Source organism: Blautia sp. HCN-1074 (assembly GCF_037890165.1).
Taxonomy (GTDB): domain Bacteria; phylum Bacillota; class Clostridia; order Lachnospirales; family Lachnospiraceae; genus Blautia_A.
In genome coordinates, this window is sequence record NZ_JBBKBP010000005.1 from 130051 (window position 1) to 153346 (window position 23296).

17 protein-coding genes and 2 pseudogenes are annotated in these 23296 nt (G+C 41.4%); 17 read left to right on the forward strand and 2 right to left on the reverse strand.

The annotated features are described in order from the left end of the window. Positions 1 to 15 precede the first annotated feature (15 nt). Positions 16 to 1728: an ammonium transporter gene (locus WKT11_RS06535; protein ID WP_117846048.1), complete on the reverse strand. Its 1713-nt coding sequence runs from the start codon at positions 1726 to 1728 to the stop codon at positions 16 to 18. 354 nt (positions 1729 to 2082) lie between these two features. Then, positions 2083 to 4182, reverse strand: a complete 2100-nt coding sequence (locus WKT11_RS06540; protein ID WP_340283320.1) for a glutamine synthetase III family protein — start codon at positions 4180 to 4182, stop codon at positions 2083 to 2085. A gap of 429 nt (positions 4183 to 4611) precedes the next feature. On the opposite strand from WKT11_RS06540, the gene purF reads away from it, so the two are divergent. From purF to WKT11_RS06620, 17 genes and pseudogenes are all read left to right on the forward strand, one after another. Continuing rightward, positions 4612 to 6036, forward strand: coding sequence for an amidophosphoribosyltransferase (purF, locus tag WKT11_RS06545; protein WP_117846050.1), 1425 nt, complete (start codon positions 4612 to 4614; stop codon positions 6034 to 6036). A gap of 527 nt (positions 6037 to 6563) precedes the next feature. Then, positions 6564 to 6791 (forward strand): HPr family phosphocarrier protein, encoded by a 228-nt coding sequence (locus WKT11_RS06550; RefSeq protein WP_117677525.1) that lies wholly within the window; start codon positions 6564 to 6566, stop codon positions 6789 to 6791. 495 nt (positions 6792 to 7286) lie between these two features. Continuing rightward, positions 7287 to 8894: a CTP synthase gene (locus tag WKT11_RS06555; RefSeq protein WP_340283323.1), complete on the forward strand. Its 1608-nt coding sequence runs from the start codon at positions 7287 to 7289 to the stop codon at positions 8892 to 8894. Positions 8895 to 8968: 74 nt separating this feature from the next. After that, the gene (gltB, locus tag WKT11_RS06560) at positions 8969 to 13522 is read left to right on the forward strand and encodes a glutamate synthase large subunit (RefSeq protein ID WP_196002891.1); all 4554 of its coding nucleotides are present in this window, start codon (positions 8969 to 8971) and stop codon (positions 13520 to 13522) included. Between the two features lie 16 nt (positions 13523 to 13538). Then, entirely contained in the window at positions 13539 to 15023 is a 1485-nt protein-coding gene (locus WKT11_RS06565; protein WP_118136701.1) for a glutamate synthase subunit beta, read from the forward strand. A 155-nt stretch (positions 15024 to 15178) separates the two neighbouring features. Beyond that, positions 15179 to 15280 (forward strand): annotated as a pseudogene (locus WKT11_RS06570) (site-specific integrase); the annotation flags it as partial. A 2-nt stretch (positions 15281 to 15282) separates the two neighbouring features. Next, positions 15283 to 15516, forward strand: a complete 234-nt coding sequence (locus WKT11_RS19970) for an ATP-binding cassette domain-containing protein (protein WP_117846054.1) — start codon at positions 15283 to 15285, stop codon at positions 15514 to 15516. Positions 15517 to 15597: 81 nt separating this feature from the next. Next, positions 15598 to 15810, forward strand: coding sequence for a DUF6219 family protein (locus tag WKT11_RS06575; RefSeq protein WP_118136703.1), 213 nt, complete (start codon positions 15598 to 15600; stop codon positions 15808 to 15810). Positions 15811 to 15813: 3 nt separating this feature from the next. Further along, complete coding sequence (gene bcp / locus WKT11_RS06580) at positions 15814 to 16269, forward strand: thioredoxin-dependent thiol peroxidase (protein WP_117846056.1); 456 nt, start codon at positions 15814 to 15816, stop codon at positions 16267 to 16269. Beyond that, positions 16269 to 17021: a peroxide stress protein YaaA gene (gene yaaA, locus WKT11_RS06585; RefSeq protein ID WP_340283331.1), complete on the forward strand. Its 753-nt coding sequence runs from the start codon at positions 16269 to 16271 to the stop codon at positions 17019 to 17021. The genes bcp and yaaA overlap by 1 nt, the downstream gene beginning before the upstream one ends. Before the next feature lie 229 nt (positions 17022 to 17250). Continuing rightward, positions 17251 to 18504, forward strand: a complete 1254-nt coding sequence (locus WKT11_RS06590; protein ID WP_340283333.1) for an HD-GYP domain-containing protein — start codon at positions 17251 to 17253, stop codon at positions 18502 to 18504. Positions 18505 to 18535: 31 nt separating this feature from the next. Continuing rightward, positions 18536 to 18856, forward strand: coding sequence for a MerR family transcriptional regulator (locus WKT11_RS06595; RefSeq protein ID WP_243000330.1), 321 nt, complete (start codon positions 18536 to 18538; stop codon positions 18854 to 18856). Continuing rightward, a pseudogene (locus tag WKT11_RS06600) lies at positions 18813 to 19124 on the forward strand (Fur family transcriptional regulator); the annotation flags it as partial. The gene WKT11_RS06595 and the pseudogene WKT11_RS06600, both read left to right, overlap by 44 nt. A 36-nt stretch (positions 19125 to 19160) precedes the next feature. Next, on the forward strand, positions 19161 to 20213 hold the full coding sequence (locus WKT11_RS06605; protein WP_119245126.1) for a GGDEF domain-containing protein: 1053 nt from the start codon (positions 19161 to 19163) through the stop codon (positions 20211 to 20213). Between the two features lie 454 nt (positions 20214 to 20667). Continuing rightward, complete coding sequence (locus WKT11_RS06610; protein WP_119244991.1) at positions 20668 to 20889, forward strand: hypothetical protein; 222 nt, start codon at positions 20668 to 20670, stop codon at positions 20887 to 20889. 288 nt (positions 20890 to 21177) lie between these two features. Continuing rightward, on the forward strand, positions 21178 to 22218 hold the full coding sequence (locus WKT11_RS06615) for a 5'-3' exonuclease (RefSeq protein WP_119244990.1): 1041 nt from the start codon (positions 21178 to 21180) through the stop codon (positions 22216 to 22218). Positions 22219 to 22785: 567 nt separating this feature from the next. Further along, a complete protein-coding gene (locus WKT11_RS06620; protein ID WP_119244989.1) occupies positions 22786 to 22968 on the forward strand; it encodes a hypothetical protein in 183 nt (60 codons plus the stop codon). Positions 22969 to 23296 lie beyond the last annotated feature (328 nt).

Below are 23296 nucleotides of genomic sequence, written 5' to 3' on the forward strand. Positions count from 1 at the left end.
TTATTGATTGCTTATTTATTTTGTATCCTGGAGAGCGAGATAACCTTCTTCGCCTGTACGGATCTTAACGACATTTTCAATGTCATATACAAATACTTTACCATCACCAATCTGACCGGTATGGAGGACTGCCTTGGCAGTTTCAATAACCTTCTGTACAGGCACGAGACTTACAACAATCTCAATTTTGATCTTAGGAAGAAGATTCATTTCCATCTCAACACCACGATAGTAGGATGGAGCACCTTTCTGTACACCGCATCCGAGAACGTTAGTGATAGTGATACCTGTAACACCAATCTCGTTCATTGCCTGCATAAATTCATCAAGTTTATTCTGACGGGTGATGATAACAACTTTTGTAAGCTTATGAACGCCTTCTTTCGGAAGTTCAGGAACTGATTCAGCAGGAGCAGAAGGTCTGGCTGTAACAACAGGAGCTTTTACGGAAGTTCCCATAGGAGTCGGAACACTTGCCATTGCAAAACCGTCATAAGCACTTGCAAGACCATGTTCTTTGGAGTCAAGACCTGCGATCTCTTCTTCAGCTGAAACACGAAGTCCGATTGTATGCTTGATTACCTGGAAGATAATTGTCATAGTAACAACAACCCATGCGATTGTGATGATCATACCTGTGAACTGAACACCAAATCCGTGGAAGCCGCCGCCTGTAAGGAGGCCTTTCCAGTCTGTGCCTGAACCGTCGGAGAAGAGACCAACTGCAAGGGTACCGAAAGCACCGTTTAAACCATGAACACCGACAGCACCAACAGGATCGTCGATTTTCAGAACCTTATCAATAAATTCAATACCAAATACTACGATGAAACCGGAAGCAATACCGATAATCGCTGCAGATGTAGGAGAAACTGTATCACATCCTGCTGTAATTGCTACAAGTCCTGCAAGAGAACCATTCAGGGACATGGAAACATCCGGTTTTTTGTAACGTACCCATGTGATGATCATAACAGTTACAGTTGCAACAGCTGCTGAAAGGTTAGTAGTAACGAAGATTTTACCGGCACTTACGATTGCATCGCCTTCCATACTTACTGTGGAAGCACCGTTAAATCCGAACCAACAGAACCAGAGGATAAATACACCTAAAGCGCCAACTGTAAGGTTGTGTCCCGGGATAGCCTTTGATTTGCCGTCCTTTGTATATTTACCGATACGAGGTCCAAGGATGATGGCACCAATCAGAGCTGCCACACCACCTACCATATGTACTGCACAGGAACCTGCGAAATCATGGAATCCCATCTGGCTGATAAATCCACCGCCCCAGATCCAGTGTCCGGATACCGGATATACAACAAGACTGATCATAAGGCTGTAGACACAATAGGAAAGGAACTTGGTACGTTCTGCCATTGCACCGGAAACAATTGTTGCGGATGTTGCACAGAATACTGTCTGGAAGATTAAGAATGCCCAGAAAGGAACTCCGTCAGGAAGCATTCCTGAACCATAGTGTGCTTCTGTTGCAATACCACCGATCTTTCCGATAAATCCATTACCTGCACCGAACATCAGACCGAAGCCGACCAGCCAGAAGACCGGGGTTCCGATACAGAAGTCCATCAGGTTTTTCATAATAATGTTACCTGCGTTTTTGGCTCGTGTGAAGCCTGTTTCTACCATTGCGAATCCGGCCTGCATAAAGAAGACCAGCGCGGCGCCAACCAGCACCCATATTGTGTTTACTGCGGAAAATTCCATAATAATATTCCTCCCTCATAAAAAATTTCCTAATATTTTATATAAATCAAAAAGCGCGATGTCCTGATCTTTACAGGTTCATCGCGCTTTTGCGAATATAAAATCCATATTTAATTTTATTGGCTTTATAGTGCAGAACATATCTGATGCAAAAAGATGCGGGTTATCTGTTATGTAATGCATGAAAGCTACAATTAATTATATGTAAAACAAGGGAATATCCGTATATCGTGTGATTAATGGATGAGGAAATCGATAATGAATTATGAAGTAGAGTTCATAAGGATATTCCCCTGTTATTACCTGATATCTGCGGATTGCTCCGCTGCTTTGCAGCTCCCGCAATCCTACAAATTATACGGAAAACAGAAGCTTATCATATGTAGGATATGGAAGCAGTGCATCCGGAATCAGAACCTCTGCAGCATCTACAGATTTTCTCAGTGTTTCCATATCGGAGAGAACAACTGTCTGATATGCTTTTGCATTTGCCAGAGGATCTTCGGTAGCCAGAGCTTTTGCTGTGTCTGCCTTTAAGGTGTCAAGACCTGTGGAAATCTCGTCGGCAAGCTGTGAAAGCTCTTTGATTAGTTTTCCTTCGGAAGCTGTGCTTACATCTGCGACAACTGATTTCTTGGCAACAGCAGTAGCTGCAATCTTATCAATGTATGCAAATACAGATGGAAGGAAGTCCTTCTGTACCATTTCAACCATAGTATTGGACTCAATGTTAAGAATCTTGGAATAAGTTTCCAGCCAGATCTCATAACGGGACTCAATCTCTTCTTTTGTGAAAATATGATATTTGGTAAAGAGTTCAATATTCTTATCTGCGATCCACTGTGGAAGAGCATCCGGTGTGGATTTCAGGTTGTAAAGACCACGCTTTTCGGCTTCTTCAATCCATTCGTCGGTATATCCGTTGCCATTGAAGATAACGCGTTTGTGATCTGTGATTGTTTTCCTGATCAGTTCATGGATTGCATCGTCCATCTTGTCATCCGGAACATCTTTTAACTGTTCTGCAAACTGGTGTACACACTCAGCAACCGCAGTATTTAAGATGATGTTCGGGTTGGCGACAGAAGCCTCGGATCCAAGCATACGGAACTCGAATTTGTTTCCTGTGAATGCGAATGGTGAAGTACGGTTTCTGTCTGTATTATCCTTTACGAAATGAGGAAGTACTTTTGCACCGATATCCATCTGGACAGCGCGGCTTCCTGCAAAGTATTCACCATTTTCGATAGATTTTAAGATCTCTGTCAGCTCATCGCCAAGAAATATGGATACAACAGCAGGCGGAGCCTCGTTTGCGCCAAGACGGTGATCATTTCCGGCACTTGCTACAGAAATACGAAGTACATCTGCGTATTCATCAACAGCCTTGATAACAGCTGTCAGGAAAATCAGAAACTGTGTATTCTCAGCAGGTGTTTTGCCTGGATCAAGGATGTTTACACCTGTGTCTGTAATCATAGACCAGTTGTTGTGTTTACCACTTCCATTGATTCCCTCGAAAGGCTTCTCGTGAAGGAGGCATACAAGATCATGTTTGTCTGCGACTTTCTTCATGACTTCCATTGTTAACTGGTTATGGTCAACTGCAACGTTTGTGGTATCAAATACAGGAGCCAGCTCATGCTGTGCAGGAGCAACTTCGTTATGTTTTGTTTTAGCCGGAATACCAAGTTTCCAAAGCTCTACGTCCAGGTCATGCATGTAAGCTGCAACACGTGGTTTAAGAGCACCGAAGTAATGATCTTCCATTTCCTGTCCTTTAGGAGCAGGGGCACCAATCAATGTACGTCCGCAGAATACAAGGTCTTTTCTCTGTTTATATAATTCTTTGTCTACCAGGAAGTATTCCTGTTCAGGACCTACGGTTGTATTGACGTGTCTGACTTCTTTATTTCCCATTATATGAAGAAGATTTGTAGCTTCTTTATCAAGTGTTTCCATGGAGCGAAGGAGAGGAGTCTTTTTATCAAGGGCTTCACCGCTGTAAGAACAGAATGCTGTAGGAATGTAAAGTGTTCCATCTTTAATAAATGCCGGTGAGGTAGGATCCCATGCTGTATATCCTCTTGCCTCGAATGTGGCACGAAGACCGCCTGACGGGAAACTGGAAGCATCTGGCTCACCTTTTACAAGTTCTTTACCGGAGAAATCCATGATGACCTGTCCATCTCCTGTAGGAGAAATGAAGCTGTCATGCTTTTCAGCAGTTACGTTTGTCATTGGCTGGAACCAGTGAGTATAATGGGTAGCTCCGTTTTCGGTAGCCCATTCTTTCATTGCAACTGCAACGGAGTTAGCAACATCAAGTTCAAGATGTGTGCCGTTCTCGATTGTTTTCTTTAATGCTTTGTACATGTCTTTTGGCAGTTTGCTTCGCATTACTTTGTCGTTGAAAACTAAGCTGCCGTACAGTTCAGGGATATTCTGTGCCATATAGGTACGCTCCTTTCGGTTTGTGATTTCGCTGATAAAATGAATATGTGTAGTCCGGCTACAGATCACGATAAAATCTGTAACGGATTTCGTCTCATAGAAAATTCCTCATCGAAAATTTTCTATAAAGCGAAAAGTATAAAACGAAAAAGGCGCCTTGGACTCATCTCAAATCCAAAGCGCCTTTGCTTTATGTGCTGTACTATAAACGAAATGAAAACAGATGTCAAGCACTTTTTTTGAAAAAATTCAGAAAAAATTTTTGAGATGTGGCAAAAAAAGGATAGGTTGACAAATTTGTTTCAATTATTATAATTTGGGATGTCAGGGTTTAAGTGACGAAAAGCTGTTCGTGCCTGCACGATAAGATTTTTTGGATTTGAAACCTGCCAGACAAAAGAACATTTGAATAGAATCGGAGGAAATCAGATGGCTGGAATAAAAGAAGAGTGCGGCGTCTTTGGAATCTATGACCTGGATGGCGGCAATGTAGTTCCGTCCATATATTATGGACTGACTTCTTTGCAGCACAGAGGTCAGGAATCCTGCGGACTTGCAGTTTCTGATACTAAGGGAGAACGTGGAAATGTGAAGTTTCATAAGGATCTCGGTCTGGTAAGCGAGGTTCTCAGACAGGATGTTGTCCGTAAATACGAAGGAGACATCGGAATTGGTCATGTAAGATATTCTACCACAGGAGCTTCTGTTGCCGAGAATGCACAGCCGCTTGTTTTATCATATGTAAAGGGAACTCTTGCACTTGCACATAACGGAAATCTGGTAAATACACCGGAGCTGAAATGGGAACTGATTCAGAATGGAGCGATTTTCCACACGACTACAGATTCAGAGGTTATTGCATTCCATATTGCAAGGGAGCGTGTACATTCTAAGACTGTAGAGGAAGCGGTATTAAAAACTGCCAGAAAAATCAAAGGTGCTTATGGCCTGGTTGTCATGAGCCCGAGAAAACTGATCGCAGTTCGTGACCCTTATGGTTTAAAACCGTTATGTCTTGGAAAAAGAGGAAATACATATGTGGTTGCTTCTGAAAGCTGTGCACTTACTTCTGTCAGTGCGGAATTTGTCCGTGATATTGAGCCGGGTGAGATCCTTACGATCACAAAAGATGGGCTGAAATCCAATATGGAACTTGCGACTCTTGCAACTGCAAAGAGAGCCCATTGTGTATTTGAATATATATATTTTGCAAGACTGGACAGTACGATTGACGGAGTGAAGGTTTATGACGCCAGAATCCGTGGCGGAAAGTCTCTTGCCAAGTCTTATCCTGTAGATGCGGATATCGTAACGGGTGTTCCGGAATCAGGACTTCCGGCAGCGAAGGGATATTCAGAAGCTTCTGGTATTCCGTTTGCTTTTGCCTTCTATAAGAACAGCTATATTGGAAGAACTTTCATCAAACCTACGCAGGAAGAACGTGAGTCCAGCGTACATCTGAAACTGAGTGTACTGGAATCGGTTGTCAAGGGTAAGAGAATCGTACTGGTGGATGACTCTATCGTAAGAGGAACGACGATTGCCAATCTGATTCATATGCTAAAAGAGGCAGGAGCAAAGGAAGTTCATGTGCGTATCAGTTCACCGCCGTTCTTGCATCCATGCTATTTTGGAACCGATGTTCCATCCAATGACCAGCTGATCGCTGCAAGTCACAGTACAGAAGAAATCCGAAAGATGATCGGTGCGGATTCTCTGGGATATATGCAGACAGATTATCTGGAGGGAATGGCAGGCGGTCTGCCATTATGCAAGGCATGCTTCGATGGAAATTATCCAATGGATATTCCGGATTATAGTCATGCGGAGTTTGCTGATATTGTGAAATGTTGATGATTCATATTTGAAAGGTGCAGTGTGCTGACAGTGTACTGCATCAGTTGTAGTGAATCTGATTTATAGATAGAGGTGGGATTACCTGCCTCTATATTTTTATGCTTATATACAAAATTTGTTTTAGATACATACATGCATTGTTGTTCATGTGTCAATGCTTTACAAAACGTACTATTAAGAACGGAGTGAATAGTAATATTTATTTCGTGAAAAATTGCAGAAACTTGTCACAGATTATGGGATCAATCTCACATAGTGGTATAACCAATATAGAGGATGGATGAACAATAGTGACAAAAAATAACACTTATTATATGATAAAAATATACTGAATGTATAAAAATAACGTTCCTATGGATAAAATTACATGCTCGAAATAACTTGACAAAATTCGCAATGAGGAAGATAATGTGTGCATTCCATAAAATGAAACCGTAATTGTCAGGTGTTGATTATTTTTGCTATATGGTACAGCAGCAACAGATACAGGACAGTTACTCATAACTTTAGAAAGGGTGATTTTCATGTCACAGAGCAAGATTAAATTAAATGCAACGGAAGAAGTGCAGGAATTTGTAAACGCAGCAACCAGATGCGATTTTGATGTTGATGTATATTATAACAGATTTTTAATTGATGCCAAATCAATTCTTGGCGTACTCAGCCTTGACCTGACAAAGGTTCTGACTGTAGACTGCCATGGTGAGAGCAAAGAATTCAATCGTACTTTGAAAAAGTTTGCAGTGGCATAATGAGAGTTTTCGCTCATAAGTAAATATTGATTTCAAAAAAGACAGACTTGAAGAATAAAGAATTCAAAGCTGTCTTTTTGATTAAAGATGAAACTTCATTGTTGACAAACGAAAAAAAATGTTTTATAGTATAGCATATTTTTAAGAGACATCTGTGAGGAGTATTCTTTTCTCTCGATGAGTTATATGTAGAAGATTTAACCGAATCAAGTAAGTCCCCTGCGGAGGTTGCGAAGAACAATAAGCAGTGGTGGGCAGAGAGAAATCGGTATCTCCTATTGACATAGGACAAGTCACAATCAGCGGTGAGCTGACAGGTCAGATTTTGTGAAATTACTGACTGTGGATTGAAATAAAGGAAAACACATATTGATTAGGATATGTTGATCTGACAAAGGCGTCAGATGCAGGATATCAGATGGGTCAAGTGCCCTCTGAATACTGCATCTGACGCTTTTTCATTATAAACCAAGGATGATGGAGGAGGAAATCAAAATGGCAGTAAAGTATGTATTTGTCACAGGAGGCGTTGTTTCCGGTCTTGGAAAAGGAATCACAGCTGCATCCCTGGGACGTCTTCTCAAGGCGAGAGGATACCAGGTAACCATGCAGAAGTTTGATCCATATATCAACATTGACCCGGGAACCATGAACCCGATTCAGCATGGAGAAGTTTTTGTAACAGATGACGGTACAGAGACAGACCTGGATCTGGGACATTATGAGAGATTTATTGATGAGAGCCTCGACAAAAATTCCAACGTGACGACCGGTAAAGTTTACTGGTCCGTTCTTCAGAAAGAACGTCACGGAGATTTCGGCGGAGGAACCGTACAGGTAATTCCTCATATTACAAATGAGATTAAGAGTCGTTTCTACCGCGCCAAATCACCGGAGGAAAACAAGATTGCCATTATCGAGGTCGGAGGAACAGTTGGCGATATCGAAAGCCAGCCATTTCTGGAAGCCATCCGTCAGTTCCAGCTTAATGTGGGGCATGACAATGCAATTCTGATTCATGTAACGTTAATTCCTTACTTAAAAGCATCCGAAGAGCTGAAAACAAAACCAACCCAGGCGAGTGTAAAAGAACTTCAGGGAATGGGAATTCAGCCGGATATACTGGTATGCAGAAGTGAGCATGAGCTGACAGAGGAGATTAAAGAAAAAATCGCACTGTTCTGCAATGTGCCAGTCAGTCATGTACTCCAGAACCTGGATGTAGAATATTTATATGAAGCTCCACTTGCAATGGAAAGAGAAAAACTTGCAGATGTCGTTCTCTCAAGTCTGAGACTGGAAAACAGGAAACCAGATTTAAGCGACTGGGAAGCGATGGTAGAAAGCCTGAGAAATCCAAACAAAACAGTAAAAATTGCGATTGTAGGAAAATATACACAGCTTCATGACGCATACCTCAGTGTGGTAGAGGCATTGAAACATGGTGGAATTTCCTGCAAAGCAAAAGTGGAGCTTGACTGGATCGATTCAGAAGAGCTGACAGAGAAAAATCTGGATCAGCAGCTTCATGATGTAGACGGAATTTTAGTTCCCGGCGGTTTCGGAAACAGAGGTACAGAAGGAATGATTCTTGCAGCGCAGTATGCAAGAGTATATAAGATTCCATACCTTGGAATCTGTCTGGGAATGCAGATGGCAATCGTAGAATTTGCCCGCCATGTACTTGGATATGAAGATGCAAACAGCATTGAACTTGATCCGGATACCAAACACCCGGTGATCGCACTAATGCCGGATCAGGAAGATGTCGAGGATATCGGTGGAACCTTAAGACTTGGAAGCTACCCATGTATCCTTGCAGAAGGCTCTAAATCATATGAACTCTTCGGTAAGAAAGAGATTCATGAGCGTCACAGACATCGTTATGAAGTAAACAACGCATTCCGTAAAGAACTTCAGGAGAAGGGAATGAATATTGTAGGAACTTCTCCTGACAACCGAATTGTAGAAATGATCGAGATTGCAGGGCATCCGTTCTATGTAGGAACCCAGGCACATCCTGAATTCAAATCCCGTCCGAACCATGCACATCCTTTATTCAGAGGATTTATTCAGGCGGCAGTCGATTATAAAGGTAATTAATTACTCAGACACATTCGTGTACTTGAAATAAAAAATAAGCGAAGAACAGCAGAAATAGAAAGGATGAGGAGATTATGAAAGAAGTGAGAGAACAACAGCAACAACAAGGTCTGTACCGGCCTGAATTTGAACATGACAACTGCGGTATCGGAGCAGTTGTCAATATCAAAGGAAAGAAAACCCACGATACTGTTGCAAACGCATTAAAAATCGTAGAACATCTGGAGCACCGTGCAGGTAAAGATGCAGAAGGCAAAACCGGTGATGGTGTAGGTATTCTTCTTCAGATTTCTCATAAATTTTTCAAAAAAGCCTGTAAGAAAGAGGGATTTGAAATTGGCGATGAGAGAGAATACGGTATCGCACAGTTTTTCTTCCCACAGCACGAGATCAAACGTGCACAGGCAAAGAAGATGTTTGAGATCATCCTTGAAAAAGAAGGTCTGGAGCTCCTTGGATGGCGTCAGGTTCCGGTATTCCCGGAGGTACTTGGACATAAAGCCAGAGAATGTATGCCATGCATTATGCAGGCATTTATCAAAAAACCGGAAGATGTGGAAAAAGGTCTTCCATTTGACCGTATGCTCTACATTGCAAGACGTGAGTTTGAGCAGAGTAATGATAACACTTACGTAGTTTCCATGAGCAGCCGTACTATCGTTTACAAAGGTATGTTCCTGGTTGGACAGCTTCGTACTTTCTTCGAAGACCTTCAGAACCCGGATTATGAATCTGCAATCGCCATGGTACATTCCCGTTTCAGTACCAACACAAATCCAAGCTGGGAGAGGGCACATCCTAACCGTTTTATGGTACACAACGGTGAGATCAACACCATCCGCGGCAACGCAGATAAGATGCTTGCAAGAGAAGAAAACATGGAATCTCCATATCTGGAGGGACAGCTTCATAAAGTGCTCCCTGTTGTAAACAGAAATGGTTCCGACTCTGCAATGCTTGACAATACACTGGAATTTCTGGTAATGAGTGGTATGGAACTTCCGCTGGCAGTGATGATCACAATTCCTGAACCATGGGCAAACAACGATACAATTTCTCAGGCAAAACGTGATTTCTATCAGTATTATGCAACCATGATGGAGCCATGGGATGGACCTGCTTCCATTCTTTTCTCAGATGGTGATGTGATGGGTGCAGTTCTTGACAGAAACGGTCTTCGTCCATCCAGATATTATATTACCTCCGATGGTTACATGATCCTTTCCTCAGAAGTGGGTGTTCTGCCGATTCCGGAAGAGAAGATTGTATTAAAAGAGCGTCTTCATCCTGGAAAAATGCTTCTTGTAGATACTGTAAAGGGAAAAGTAATCGATGACAATGAACTGAAAGAGGGATATGCAAAAATGCAGCCATACGGTGAATGGCTGGATAGTCATCTGGTACAGTTAAAAGACATCAAGATTCCTAACGAAAGACCGGAAGAATATACACCTGAGCAGAGAGCACGTCTGCAGAAAGCATTCGGTTATACTTATGAGCAGTACCGTACTTCCATCAGAAACATGGCATTAAACGGAGCAGAGAGCATCGGCGCCATGGGTGTGGATACCCCACTTGCAGTCTTTTCCAAACAGAACAGACCATTATTTGACTACTTCAAACAGCTCTTTGCACAGGTTACCAACCCTCCGATCGATGCAATCCGTGAGGAAATCGTTACCAGCACGAGTGTTTATGTAGGTAAAGACGGAAACCTGCTGGAGCAGAAACCGGAAAACTGTCAGGTATTAAAGATCAATAATCCGATCCTGACAAATACAGACATGATGAAGATTAAGAGCTTCAAACATGAGGGCTTCAAGACAGCGGTTGTTTCTACCTTATACTATAAGAGTACGAAACTGGAGAGAGCGATCGATCGTCTTTTCGTAGAAGTAGATAAAGCATTCCGTGAGGGTGCAAACATCCTCGTTCTTTCAGACAGGGGAGTAGATGAAAACCATATGCCGATTCCGTCACTTCTGGCAGTATCCGCAGTTCATCAGCATCTTGTAAAGACGAAAAAGAGTACCTCCCTTGCAATTATCCTGGAATCCGGAGAACCAAGAGAAGTACATCACTTTGCAACCTTGCTTGGTTATGGTGCAAGTGCCATCAACCCGTACCTTGCCCTTGAGACCATTCATGAACTGATCGACAGCCATATGCTGGAGAAAGACTATTATGCAGCAGTAGATGACTACAATCATGCAGTGATCAGCGGTATTGTAAAGATTGCTTCCAAGATGGGTATTTCCACCATCCAGTCTTATCAGGGATCTCAGATCTTTGAGGCAATCGGTATTTCCTCAGATGTAATCGAGAAATACTTTACTGGTACAGTCAGTCGTGTAGGCGGAATCACTCTGGATGATATTGAAGAGAATGTAGAGAAGCTTCACTCAGAAGCATTTGACCCATTAGGACTTCCTACAGACCTGACTCTGGACAGCGTAGGCGCACACAAGATGAGAAGTCAGGGAGAGGAACATCGTTACAATCCTCAGACTATTCATCTTCTGCAGCAGTCCACATGGACAGGAAGCTACGATCTGTTCAAACAGTATACAGATCTGGTAGATAAAGAAAACCACGGAAACTTAAGAGGACTTCTGGACTTTAAGTTTGCTGAGACTCCGGTTCCCCTTGAAGAAGTGGAGAGCGTAGATGATATCGTAAAACGATTTAAGACAGGTGCCATGTCTTATGGCTCCATTTCACAGGAAGCACATGAGACACTGGCAATCGCCATGAATCACCTCCATGGAAAATCCAATACAGGTGAAGGTGGTGAAAGTGATGAAAGACTGGATTCCGCAGGAAGCAGCGATGACAGATGCTCCGCGATCAAACAGGTTGCCAGCGGACGTTTCGGTGTAACCAGCCGTTACCTTGTATCTGCAAGAGAAATCCAGATCAAGATGGCACAGGGTGCAAAACCGGGTGAAGGCGGACATCTTCCTGCAAAGAAGGTATATCCATGGATTGCCAAAACCCGTCATTCCACACCGGGTGTCAGCCTGATCTCCCCGCCACCGCACCACGATATCTATTCTATCGAGGACCTGGCACAGCTAATCTATGACCTTAAGAACGCAAATAAATATGCAGATATTTCTGTCAAACTGGTATCTGAAGCAGGTGTGGGCACAGTCGCAGCAGGTGTTGCCAAAGCAGGTGCACAGACGATCCTGATCTCAGGTTATGACGGAGGTACAGGTGCAGCTCCAAGAAGTTCTATCCACAATGCAGGACTTCCATGGGAACTGGGACTTGCAGAAACACATCAGACATTGCTTAAAAACGGTCTGAGAAATCGTGTCCGCATTGAGACAGACGGTAAGCTTATGAGTGGCCGTGACGTTGCGATCGCAGCATTGATGGGTGCAGAGGAATTCGGTTTTGCAACAGCTCCTCTCGTAACTATGGGCTGTGTAATGATGCGTGTATGTAATCTGGATACCTGCCCGGTTGGTGTGGCAACACAGAATCCGGAGCTCCGCAAGAGATTTAAAGGAAAACCGGAATATGTCGAGAATTTCATGCGCTTTATCGCACAGGAATTAAGAGAGTATATGTCCAAACTGGGATTCCGTACAGTCAGCGAAATGGTTGGACGTACAGATCTTCTGGTTCAGACAGACAATGTACCAGAACCACATCAGGGTAAAGTAGATTTAAGTGCAATCCTGAACAACCCATTTGCAGGTAAAAATCAGAAAGTTACCTTTGACCCGAAGGCTGTATATAATTTCGAGCTGGAAAAAACCATGGATGAAAAAGTTCTGGTTAAGAAATGTGCAAATGCCATCAATAAAGGCCAGAAAACAGAGTTTTCTGTAAATCTGACAAACATTGACCGTACATTCGGAACCATCCTTGGTGCAGAAATCACCAGAAAGAATAAAAACGGACTTGCAGATGACACTATCACTGTACACTGCAATGGTGCCGGCGGACAGAGCTTCGGCGCATTTATCCCCAAGGGACTTACACTGGAACTGACCGGTGACAGCAATGATTACTTTGGAAAAGGACTTTCCGGTGGTAAACTGATCCTGAAGGTTCCGGAGAAAGCTGCATACAAAGCAGAAGAGAATATTATCGTAGGTAATGTTGCCCTTTACGGTGCAACCAGTGGTACTGCATTTATCAATGGTGTTGCAGGTGAGCGTTTCGCAGTCCGTAACTCCGGTGCATCTGCAGTTGTAGAAGGTGTAGGAGAACATGGCTGTGAATATATGACAGGCGGCCGCGTAGTCGTACTTGGTAAGACTGGCAAGAACTTTGCAGCAGGTATGAGCGGCGGTATCGCATATGTACTGGATGTGGATAATGTTCTTTACAAGAACCTGAACAAAGCCATGATTTCCATCGAAAAAGTGGAAAACAAATATGACAGAAAAGAACTTCGCGACCTGATTGAAGCTCATGTAGAAGCAACAGGTTCCAAACTCGGTGCGAAAGTTCTGGCTGACTTTGATTATTATCTGCCGCACTTTAAGAAACTCATTCCGAATGAGTACAAGAAGATGATTACTTTAAGTGCAAAACTGGAAGAAAAAGGTCTGAACAGTCAGCAGGCACAGATGGAAGCGTTCTACGAAAGTATTGGCGCCAAGCATTGAGAGAGGAGAGGAAATCATGGGAAAACCTACGGGATTTTTAGAGTATAAAAGAGAGACGGCAAAGGTTCTGCCGCCAAAGGTCCGCATTGCAAATTTCAAAGAATTCAGGACCCCGTTAAATAAAGAAAAACAGAAACTTCAGGGTGCACGCTGCATGGCATGCGGTGTCCCATTCTGCCAGTCGGGTATGATGATCGGCGGTATGGCATCCGGTTGCCCTCTGCACAACCTTGTACCTGAGACAAATGATCTGGTTTATACAGGCAACTGGAAACAGGCATTCTTAAGACTGAGCAAGACACACAGCTTTCCGGAATTTACTTCACGTGTCTGCCCTGCACTCTGCGAAGCAGCCTGCACCTGTAATATAAACGGAGAACCGGTGTCCACCAAAGAAAACGAACGTGCGATTATTGAGACAGCCTATGAGAACGGATGGGTAACTCCGCAGATTCCAGAAGTACGCACAGGCAAATCTATTGCAGTCATCGGAAGCGGTCCCTCCGGACTGGCAGCAGCCCAGCAGTTAAACAGACGAGGCCACAGTGTAACTGTATTTGAAAGAAAAGACCGTGTAGGCGGACTTCTCCGCTACGGTATCCCTAACATGAAGCTGGACAAAGCTGTTGTTGACAGAAGAATCCATCTTATGGAAGAAGAGGGAGTTAAATTCGTTACAAATGTAAACGTAGGAAAGGAGATCAAAGCAGAAGAACTTCTGAAACAGTTCGACCGCGTCATCCTTGCCTGCGGAGCATCCAATCCACGAGACATCAAAGTTCCGGGAAGGGATGCAAAAGGAATCTATTTCGCAGTAGATTTCCTGGGACAGGTAACAAAAGCGCTGTTGGATTCTGACTTTGCCAAAGTTCCATATGAACTTGCAAAAGGTAAAAATGTTCTGGTCATCGGTGGTGGTGATACAGGAAATGACTGTGTGGGAACTTCCATCCGCCTGGGTGCCAAATCTGTGATCCAGTTAGAGATGATGCCGAAGCCGCCTGTAGAAAGAACACCATCCAACCCATGGCCACAGTGGCCGAGAGTCCTCAAAACAGACTATGGACAGGAAGAAGCAATCGCTGTATTCGGACATGATCCACGAGTATACCAGACTACTGTTACAGAATTTATCAAAGATAAAAACGGCAATGTCTGCCAGGCCAAACTCACGAAATTAAAGAGTGAAAAAGATCCGAAAACAGGACGAATGATGATGGTACCGGTAGAAGGTACTGAAGAAGTCATCCCTGTAGATGTAGTTCTCATCGCAGCCGGATTCCTTGGCAGTGAGAAATATGTAACAGACGCATTTAAGGTAGCCATTAACGGAAGAACCAATGTAGATACAAAACCAGACCAGTATCAGACCTCCGTAGACAAAGTCTTCACAGCAGGAGACATGCACAGAGGCCAGTCGCTGGTAGTATGGGCAATCCGTGAAGGCAGGGAAGCTGCAAAGGCGGTAGATGAATCACTGATGGGATATTCCTATCTGTAAAAATAAGATAAAATATGACAAAGGTGCTATTGCCTGACGGAAAAGGACGTCAGGCAGTGGCACCTTTTTTTTGAAGTGATTTTCTGGTGTTTCGGGTATTACAATAATTGTAGTTTAGTTTAAATAAACAAAAATACTTAGTAAACCCAGCGTAGTCCTATCAGCGATTATACGGCGAAGATGTGATTACCACACCGAAAACAAAGAAAAGTAATCGTATGATCAAAATGCCGAAGTTCCTCTGTGAAGAAATGCAGTAATATTTGCAGATGCTTTACGGATTGGAAATACTTGTATTTATGGACTTGTTGGAAGAAATGGAGCTGGAAAGACTACCCTTTTGAATATACTTTCGAATTATGACAAAAATTATACGGGAGTAATTTCTATCGATGGAGAAAAAATGAACAAGGTTGATTATCTTGATATGCCGGTTGCCTATGCAATGGATCAACCAATTTTTTTCACCCATGATATTCTGAAAAATTTATAGGAATGCGCTATTATCAAATTGACATAGGAATGTGGTAGAGTATAATTACAATTGAATACACTGAAAAAATGGAGGAATTATATGAAAGCACATAAATATTGGTCAGTTGGAGCATTAATTACAATGTTTGGGACTTATTACACTGGATATAAAAAGCTAAAATCAAGTCATAAATACTTTGCTTTAAGTTCTATGTTATGTATGGTAATGGCGATATATACGGGTCATAAAATGATTACCGGGAATAGGAAGAAAAAGGCGAATAAAGAGAAAGATACAGAAAGGGAGGGATAAATAATGTTGGAAGTAGGAATTAAGGCACCTGATTTTGAGTTGCCCGATCAAAATGGGAAAATACATAGATTATCGGATTATACAGGAAAAAAAGTGATTTTATATTTCTATCCCAAGGATAATACAGCGGGATGCACGAAACAGGCATGTGGATTTTCTGAGCGATACCCTCAGTTTACCGAAAAAGGAGCAGTTATTCTTGGAGTCAGTAAGGATTCTGTATCCTCTCATAAGAGATTTGAGGAAAAATATGGATTGGCATTTACACTTTTAGCAGATCCAGAGCGGAAAGTTATTGAAGCTTATGATGTATGGAAAGAAAAGAAAAATTATGGAAAAGTCTCTATGGGAGTAGTAAGAACCACATATCTTATTGATGAACAGGGGATTATTATAAAGGCAAATGATAAAGTCAAGGCTGCAGATGATCCTGAAAATATGCTTAAGGAATTAGATTAATGAAGATAATATTATCCCCTGCTAAAAAGATGATTACAGATATTGACAGCATAGCACCGGATGCATTGCCTGAATTTATTGAAAAGACGACTGAGATACAGAGTTGGTTGAAAAGTAAGTCAAAAGAAGAATTGAAGACTATCTGGAAATGTAATGACAAAATTACAGAACAGAACTTCAATAGATTTGAAAACATGGATCTTTATCATTTACTTACTCCAGCTGTGTTATCATATGAAGGAATTGCTTTTCAATATATGGCTCCATCCGTGTTTGAAGATATGCAGCTTGAGTATGTGCAAAATCATTTGAGAATATTGTCTGCATTTTATGGTGCTCTGAAACCAATGGATGGTGTGACACCTTATCGTTTGGAAATGCAGGCAAAGATCAGGATTGGAGATTCCAAAAATCTGTATGAGTACTGGGGTGACTTGTTATACCGTTCAGTAATAGATGACAGCAGGATTATCATTAATCTTGCATCAAAAGAATACTCAAAATGTATAGAAAAGTATTTGACACCACAGGACAGATATATTTCGGTTACATTTTGTGAAGCTTTTGGAGATAAAATGGTAACAAAAGGTACATATGCCAAGATGGCTCGTGGTGAAATGGTCAGATTTATGGCAGAAAATAATATTGAGAATCCGGTGGATATTAAGAAATTCGACAGACTTGGTTATTCATTCCGGTCTGATTTATCATCAGATACTGAATATGTTTTTGAACGAAAAATAGAACAATGATTTAGATTAAAGATGCTCAGCATGGGCATCTTTTAGTAATAATGAGAATTATTACTATATTATTGACAATATAATAATGATGATATACAATCCCGTCTTTTATTTGATAATTATGCAGATAAAGATTTGCCTGTTATTTTTGTATAAATAATAATGAAACCTTTTTTATATAAATTTTTTGTGATAAAATAACTGTCAGATATATAATACAGACAGGAGACAAAAGGGGATGAAATTAGATGTTTTGGGATTGTTGGGAGCGTGTTCCTATGCATTGGACTGTGTGGAAGCAGAGTTAGTGCATGTAACAGATAAGCATGCGAAGCGTGTTGCATATATGAGTGTCTGCATGGCAGAACAGATGGGAATTCAGGGGGAGAATCTGCAGGATCTGACAGCCGGTGCGTTGTTACATGATAATGCACTGACTCAATATATTCAGGAAGAATTACACAATGATATTGCAAGTGCAATAGGTTCGGCGATTCCACTGGAGCTGGGAATTCACTGTGCGGCAGGTGAGAAGAACATGAAAGACATTCCATCCCATACGGATATAAAGAATGTCATTTTGTATCATCATGAGAATGCAGATGGAAGTGGACCTTTTGGAAAAAAATGGACAGAAGTACCGGTTTTTGCACGAATTATCCATCTATGCGATCTGCTTGACCAGGTCTGCTGCAGTGATTCTTTTGATTCAGACACCTGGCAGAAGGTAGAAGCATTTCTTCAGGAAATCACAGGTTCTATAGCGGATGAAGAATGTATAGAAGCATTTAGACATGCTTTTTCTGAACAACATTTTCTGTCACTTGGAGAAAAAGATGTGGAGACTCGTTTATGGAACAGAGTGCCGCGTACAAAACAAGATCTTAGCTTTGAACAGATTAAAGCACTGGCGAAATTTTTCGCACGCATCGTAGACTATAAATCACCATTTACGAGTACACACTCCATAGGTGTGGCGGCAGATGCTGAGAAATTATCCAGATTTATGGGATTTGATGAGGAGACAATGCAGAAAATGTATCTTGCAGGAGCGCTGCATGACATTGGAAAGGTTGCCATAGGTAACAAAATTCTGGAGAAGCCGGGAAGACTGACGGATGATGAGTTTGCAGTTATGAAACACCATGCAGCATATACTTATTATATTCTGTCAGAAATCGATGATTTTGAAGAGATACGTGACTGGGCTGCCTTTCACCATGAAAGACTGGACGGGACAGGCTATCCATTTGGAAAAACAGCTGCTGAATTAAACACACAGGAACGCATCATGGCGTGTGTCGATATTTATCAGGCACTGACAGAAAGCCGCCCGTATAAACAGGGAATGCCACATGAAAAAGCTTACGGTATTTTAAATGATATGGTAGAAAAAGGATGGCTTGATGGAGAAATCGCTTCACAGGTTGATGCTTGTTTTGATCAGAAAATGACAGACATAATTCATGAGGAGAAACAGCTTGGAGAATAAAAAATTATTCCAGATTGGTGATGTGGCAAAAATGTTTCATATCAGTGTTGGCAGCCTGCGGCATTATGAACAGGCAGGTTTGTTGAAACCAGAATACACAGATCCGGAAACAGGCTATCGCTATTATAGTGCACGTCAGTTTGAGGTTTTAAATACGATTCGTTACTTGCGCGTTTTGGATATGCCATTGGGTCAGATTGGAGAGTTTTTGGGAAACAGAGACATCGACGTGATAGAAGATAAGTTGTTAAATCAGAAAAAACTGATAGAAAAAAACGGCGGGAGTTGGAAACAATCGAACGCAAGATATAAAAGCAGCATATCCTACAATCGGAAAAGGAACTGTATATAGAAATCTTGATATATTGGTAGATGAGGGTTCGTTAAGGAAGGTTGAAGTTCCGGATGGAGCGAATAGGTTCGATTTTTCATTGAAAAATCATTACCATGTCAGGTGTACAAAATGCGGTGAAGTTTCAGATGTGGATATGGATGAAATACCGGATTTGCTGGAAAGAATTCATAACACTCATGGAATCGAATTTTTGGATTTGGATATTTCATTTAAAGGTATTTGCCCAAAATGCAGGGAGAAAGTAAAGGAATGGCATAGTTATTGAAATGAATATTATTTAAGGTTCAGGATAAACTGTAAAATGCAGACAAACAAGAAAAAAAGTAAAAATATAATAGGTATTATACAGAGTGTCCTTATATTGATATTAGTAGTTCTTATTATTTTTATGATGATTCAGATTAGTAGGCTACAGGGGACAGCACGCGTAATAAATTATGCAGGCCTAGTACGTGGAGCTACACAGCGCGAAGTAAAATTAGAAATTACAGGAAACCAAAATGAAGAATTAATTAAATATTTGGATGATATTTTTCTTGGATTAAGATATCAGGATGGACATTATGATCTGGTAAAACTCAATGACGAAGAATATCTGGAAAAATTGCAAATTCAGAGTGATTACTGGGATAAATTAAAAAAAGAGATTGAAGCAGTAAGAAACAAGGGATACGAAAATACAGACATTGTTAATATGAGTGAAATATATTTTACGATGGCAGATGAAACTGTCTCTGCCGCAGAAAGCTATTCAGAAAAGATTGCTATAAAGATTCGTACCATAGAGTTTCTGTCGGCACTTGATATGTTGAGTCTGGTGATATTGGTTATTATGCAGACTCTAAGGGCAATGCAGATGGCAATGCAAAACAGACTGCTGGAACAGAAAGCATTCATAGATGCCTATACTGGACTGCCAAATAAAAATGCCTGTAATGAGCTACTTAATAAAAAAGATATAATTACAGATCCTACAGCATGCATAATGTTTGATTTAAATAATCTAAAAACTGTAAATGATACAATGGGACATTCCGCAGGAGATCAGTTAATATTGAATTTCGCAAAGCTTTTGCGCAGTGTTATTCCAGAAAAGGATTTTGTTGGAAGATATGGCGGAGATGAGTTTATAGCAGTCATTTATCATACAAGCGAGGCGGAAATTAAGGTGATATTAAAATCATTGTACAGAGAAAGAGACAGATTAAATAGTTATGAAAATCAAATACCAATCGACTATGCCTGCGGATGGGCATTATCCTCCGATGATATGTCAGGTACAATGCAGATGTTATTGGATGAGGCAGATGCTTATATGTATAAAAATAAAAAGTTATGCAAGAAATATAATTAGCTTTCAGCTCAGAGTAGTTGAATCTTCTTAAATGAGTAATCGATAGAACCCTGTTGGAAAAACCAATAGAGTTTTTACTATGTAATAGTGTGATAATATCACGAAAGTCAGTTTATAATACAGTCATAAATTAAGCAAGTAAGACTCCGAAAGATTTTTGAACAATTCCGTATTGGTATGAAGATTTGTCATGAAGTTATCGCTATACTTCCGGGCTGCACCGCAGAGAAATCTGCGGTGTTTTTTGACTTTCTGTATATGGTGAGTTTGATGGAAAACAGATCAATGATACTGGAGCAGGGCTTCCGCGGATATTGAGAAACCTGTTCGGATGTGGTATCTTTTGGATGTAAGGAGGATGTGTCATGGTTATTTACTTTTTCAGGAACAGGAAACAGCAAGTATATAGCAGAGAGGATTGCCGGCAGCCTGCAGGAAAAACTGATTTGTATGAATGAAAGGGATCAAATCGGGCGATACCGGGTCTGTTAAGACAGGAGAGAATCTGGTAGTGGTGGTACCGACTTATGCATGGAGAATCCCGCATGTGGTTTCTGACTGGATCGGACAGACAGAATTTGTCGGGGCGAAGAATGTCTGTTATGTGATGAGCTGCGGAAGCGGTATTGGTGGCGCAGATATATACGATCGAAAACTGAGTGAGAAAAAGGATTAAAGCATATGGGGAGATCATTATGCCGGAGAATTACATTGCCATTAATGATGTGAGAAAATATCCCACTTGCAGCAACATGGCTTTGTGTGATATAAAATAGAAGATTGTTTAGTGCTTTTTCTGAAAAGTGCAGGAGCAGTCAGATTCCGGAAGCACATTAGGTCATGATTCTCGAAGTGTTTTGGAATAAAAAGTCAAAGAATAATATCGAAGATTATTGCAGAAAGCATATATGTTCTGAAACAAGAAATCTATATGCATTCCGCGGAAAGAAAAGAGGACAAACAAATGCCCAAATTACTGATCATAGACGGCTCATCAATGCTGTCTACGTCTTATTACGGGAATCTTCCCAAAAGTATACTTTTTGCAAAAACTGAAGAAGAGAAGGAGAAACATTACGGACAGATCCTGCATACTTCTGATGGGAAATACACAAATGCCATGTTTACCATGCTGCGGACATTACTTGGGATATATAAGAAGGTAAAACCGGAATATGTAGCTTTTGTGTTTGATAAGACCAGGGATACGTTCAGAAGGACGGAGCTTGGAGCGGACTTCTATAAGGCAAACCGAAAAGAGACCGCGAAACCATTAAAAGAGCAGTTTATCCAGATGGAGGAATTTCTTCAGGAGATCGGTTGTGCCGTGTTCATGAGTGACGACTATGAGGCAGATGACTATGCAGCCTCACTGGTGGAGAAGTTTGAGGGACCGGATCTTCAGACCTATGTACTTACCAAGGATCATGACTATTTCCAGGTTGTAAGTGAATACACCCGTATGTGGCGTGTGGTAAATAAGGATAAGCTGGAACAGCTCAAGGAAACTTATGGGCTTTTTGGAAACGATGTATATGAATCCCTTCCGGCAAATGTGTTTGAGTATACTCCGGAAATCGTATATGCAGAAGAAGGTGTGTATCCGCAGCAGATCCCGGTACTTTTGGCAATCACCGGAGATCCTGGAGACGGGATACCGGGATGCAAAGGTGTTTCTTCCGCGGCGGCCTCTTTGGTGGATGAGTATAAATCCCTGGATGAGATCTATGCAGCCATCGATGACTGTGAGGGAGTTGCAAAAAAGGAAAAAGAGCTGAATGGTTTCTGGAAAGAATACCTGGGGATTGGCAGAAGTCCTTTAAAAGCATTAAAGACAAACCGGGAGATGGTATACTTAAGTGAGAAGCTGGCAACCATGAAGCGGGATATTGACATCAGCTGCGGAATTGAGGATTTAAAACTTTGTGTGGACATTGACAAGCTAAAAGAAGAACTGGGACGGTATGAGATGTCCAGCCTGATCAAGGAAGTCGAGAATCTGTAATCAGGGAAGGAGAGTGGTAAAGCTTTCTTAGCATTTTTTTCGTACCAGTTTGTTCGGCTTGCAGTATCTGCTACAATACAAATATGGACAGCAAGAAAAGCCGTCCATCATTATTCCTTTCGTTTTGGGACACTCACAGGGTTCGGAATTAACTGTGGGTGTCTTTTTTTGTTGTTGCTTGGCGATAGCGAACTTCTTTCATGACCAAAATGAACTAATTACTTGATACATGGATCTTCTATTATAATACAACAGAAATCTGTTTGCATGTGTTGTTGCAAGTCTTAACAGCTTATTGTGGTCTTTCATATTTGAACTTAAAAAACCTCTTTCAAAAGAATAGAAAGAGGTTTTTTTATTATAATAAATTTCGATATTCCCGCCTGCCATCTGAATAATCCGGTGCCCGCACAAGAATATTCAGCCATCCACAACAGCGTAAATGGTTTACGCTCTGCTGAGATTCGTTGACCTTGTAGAATACAAGATGCCGTTCCACAATCAGAACTCTGTAACCCTGTCGGCGTAAGGCATGTAAAAGATGCTCCTGAATGGTTTCAGAATGATATGAAAGAACAAATTATAATGACAGCTACCTCAGATGGATTTTTCTCTGTTTGGATGACAGTTTTTTCAGATGAGCCACAGATTTTATTGGCTTTGATTGACAAGTTTCCAGGAACTAGGAAAGGGTGTTATGATAAACAGGGAGAAATTAAAAAGGATTTGTTTTCCGAAAAGTTAGGATAATTGTCAGAGGTCTGCCTTTTGCACAGACAGAATGTTGCAAATGGCAGACCTCAATATGATTACCCACTTACAATGTATCAGAAACCAGTAAGCCTGAATACCATTAATTCACTTGCGGATTCATCTTCTCGCTTCTGTGTCATAAGAAGCATTACAGAACCATCGTCTGCGACTTTCATATCTTCAAGCCAGGGGTATCTGATTCCGAAAATATCACTGCATTGTATTTTACCGAGAAGAGTTCCGTCTTTTGACCAGAAGTAGAGTATTCTGGCATTTCCATCTGTTGCAATATATCCGTTTGCTGTCTCTGCTACTACGGTGATGT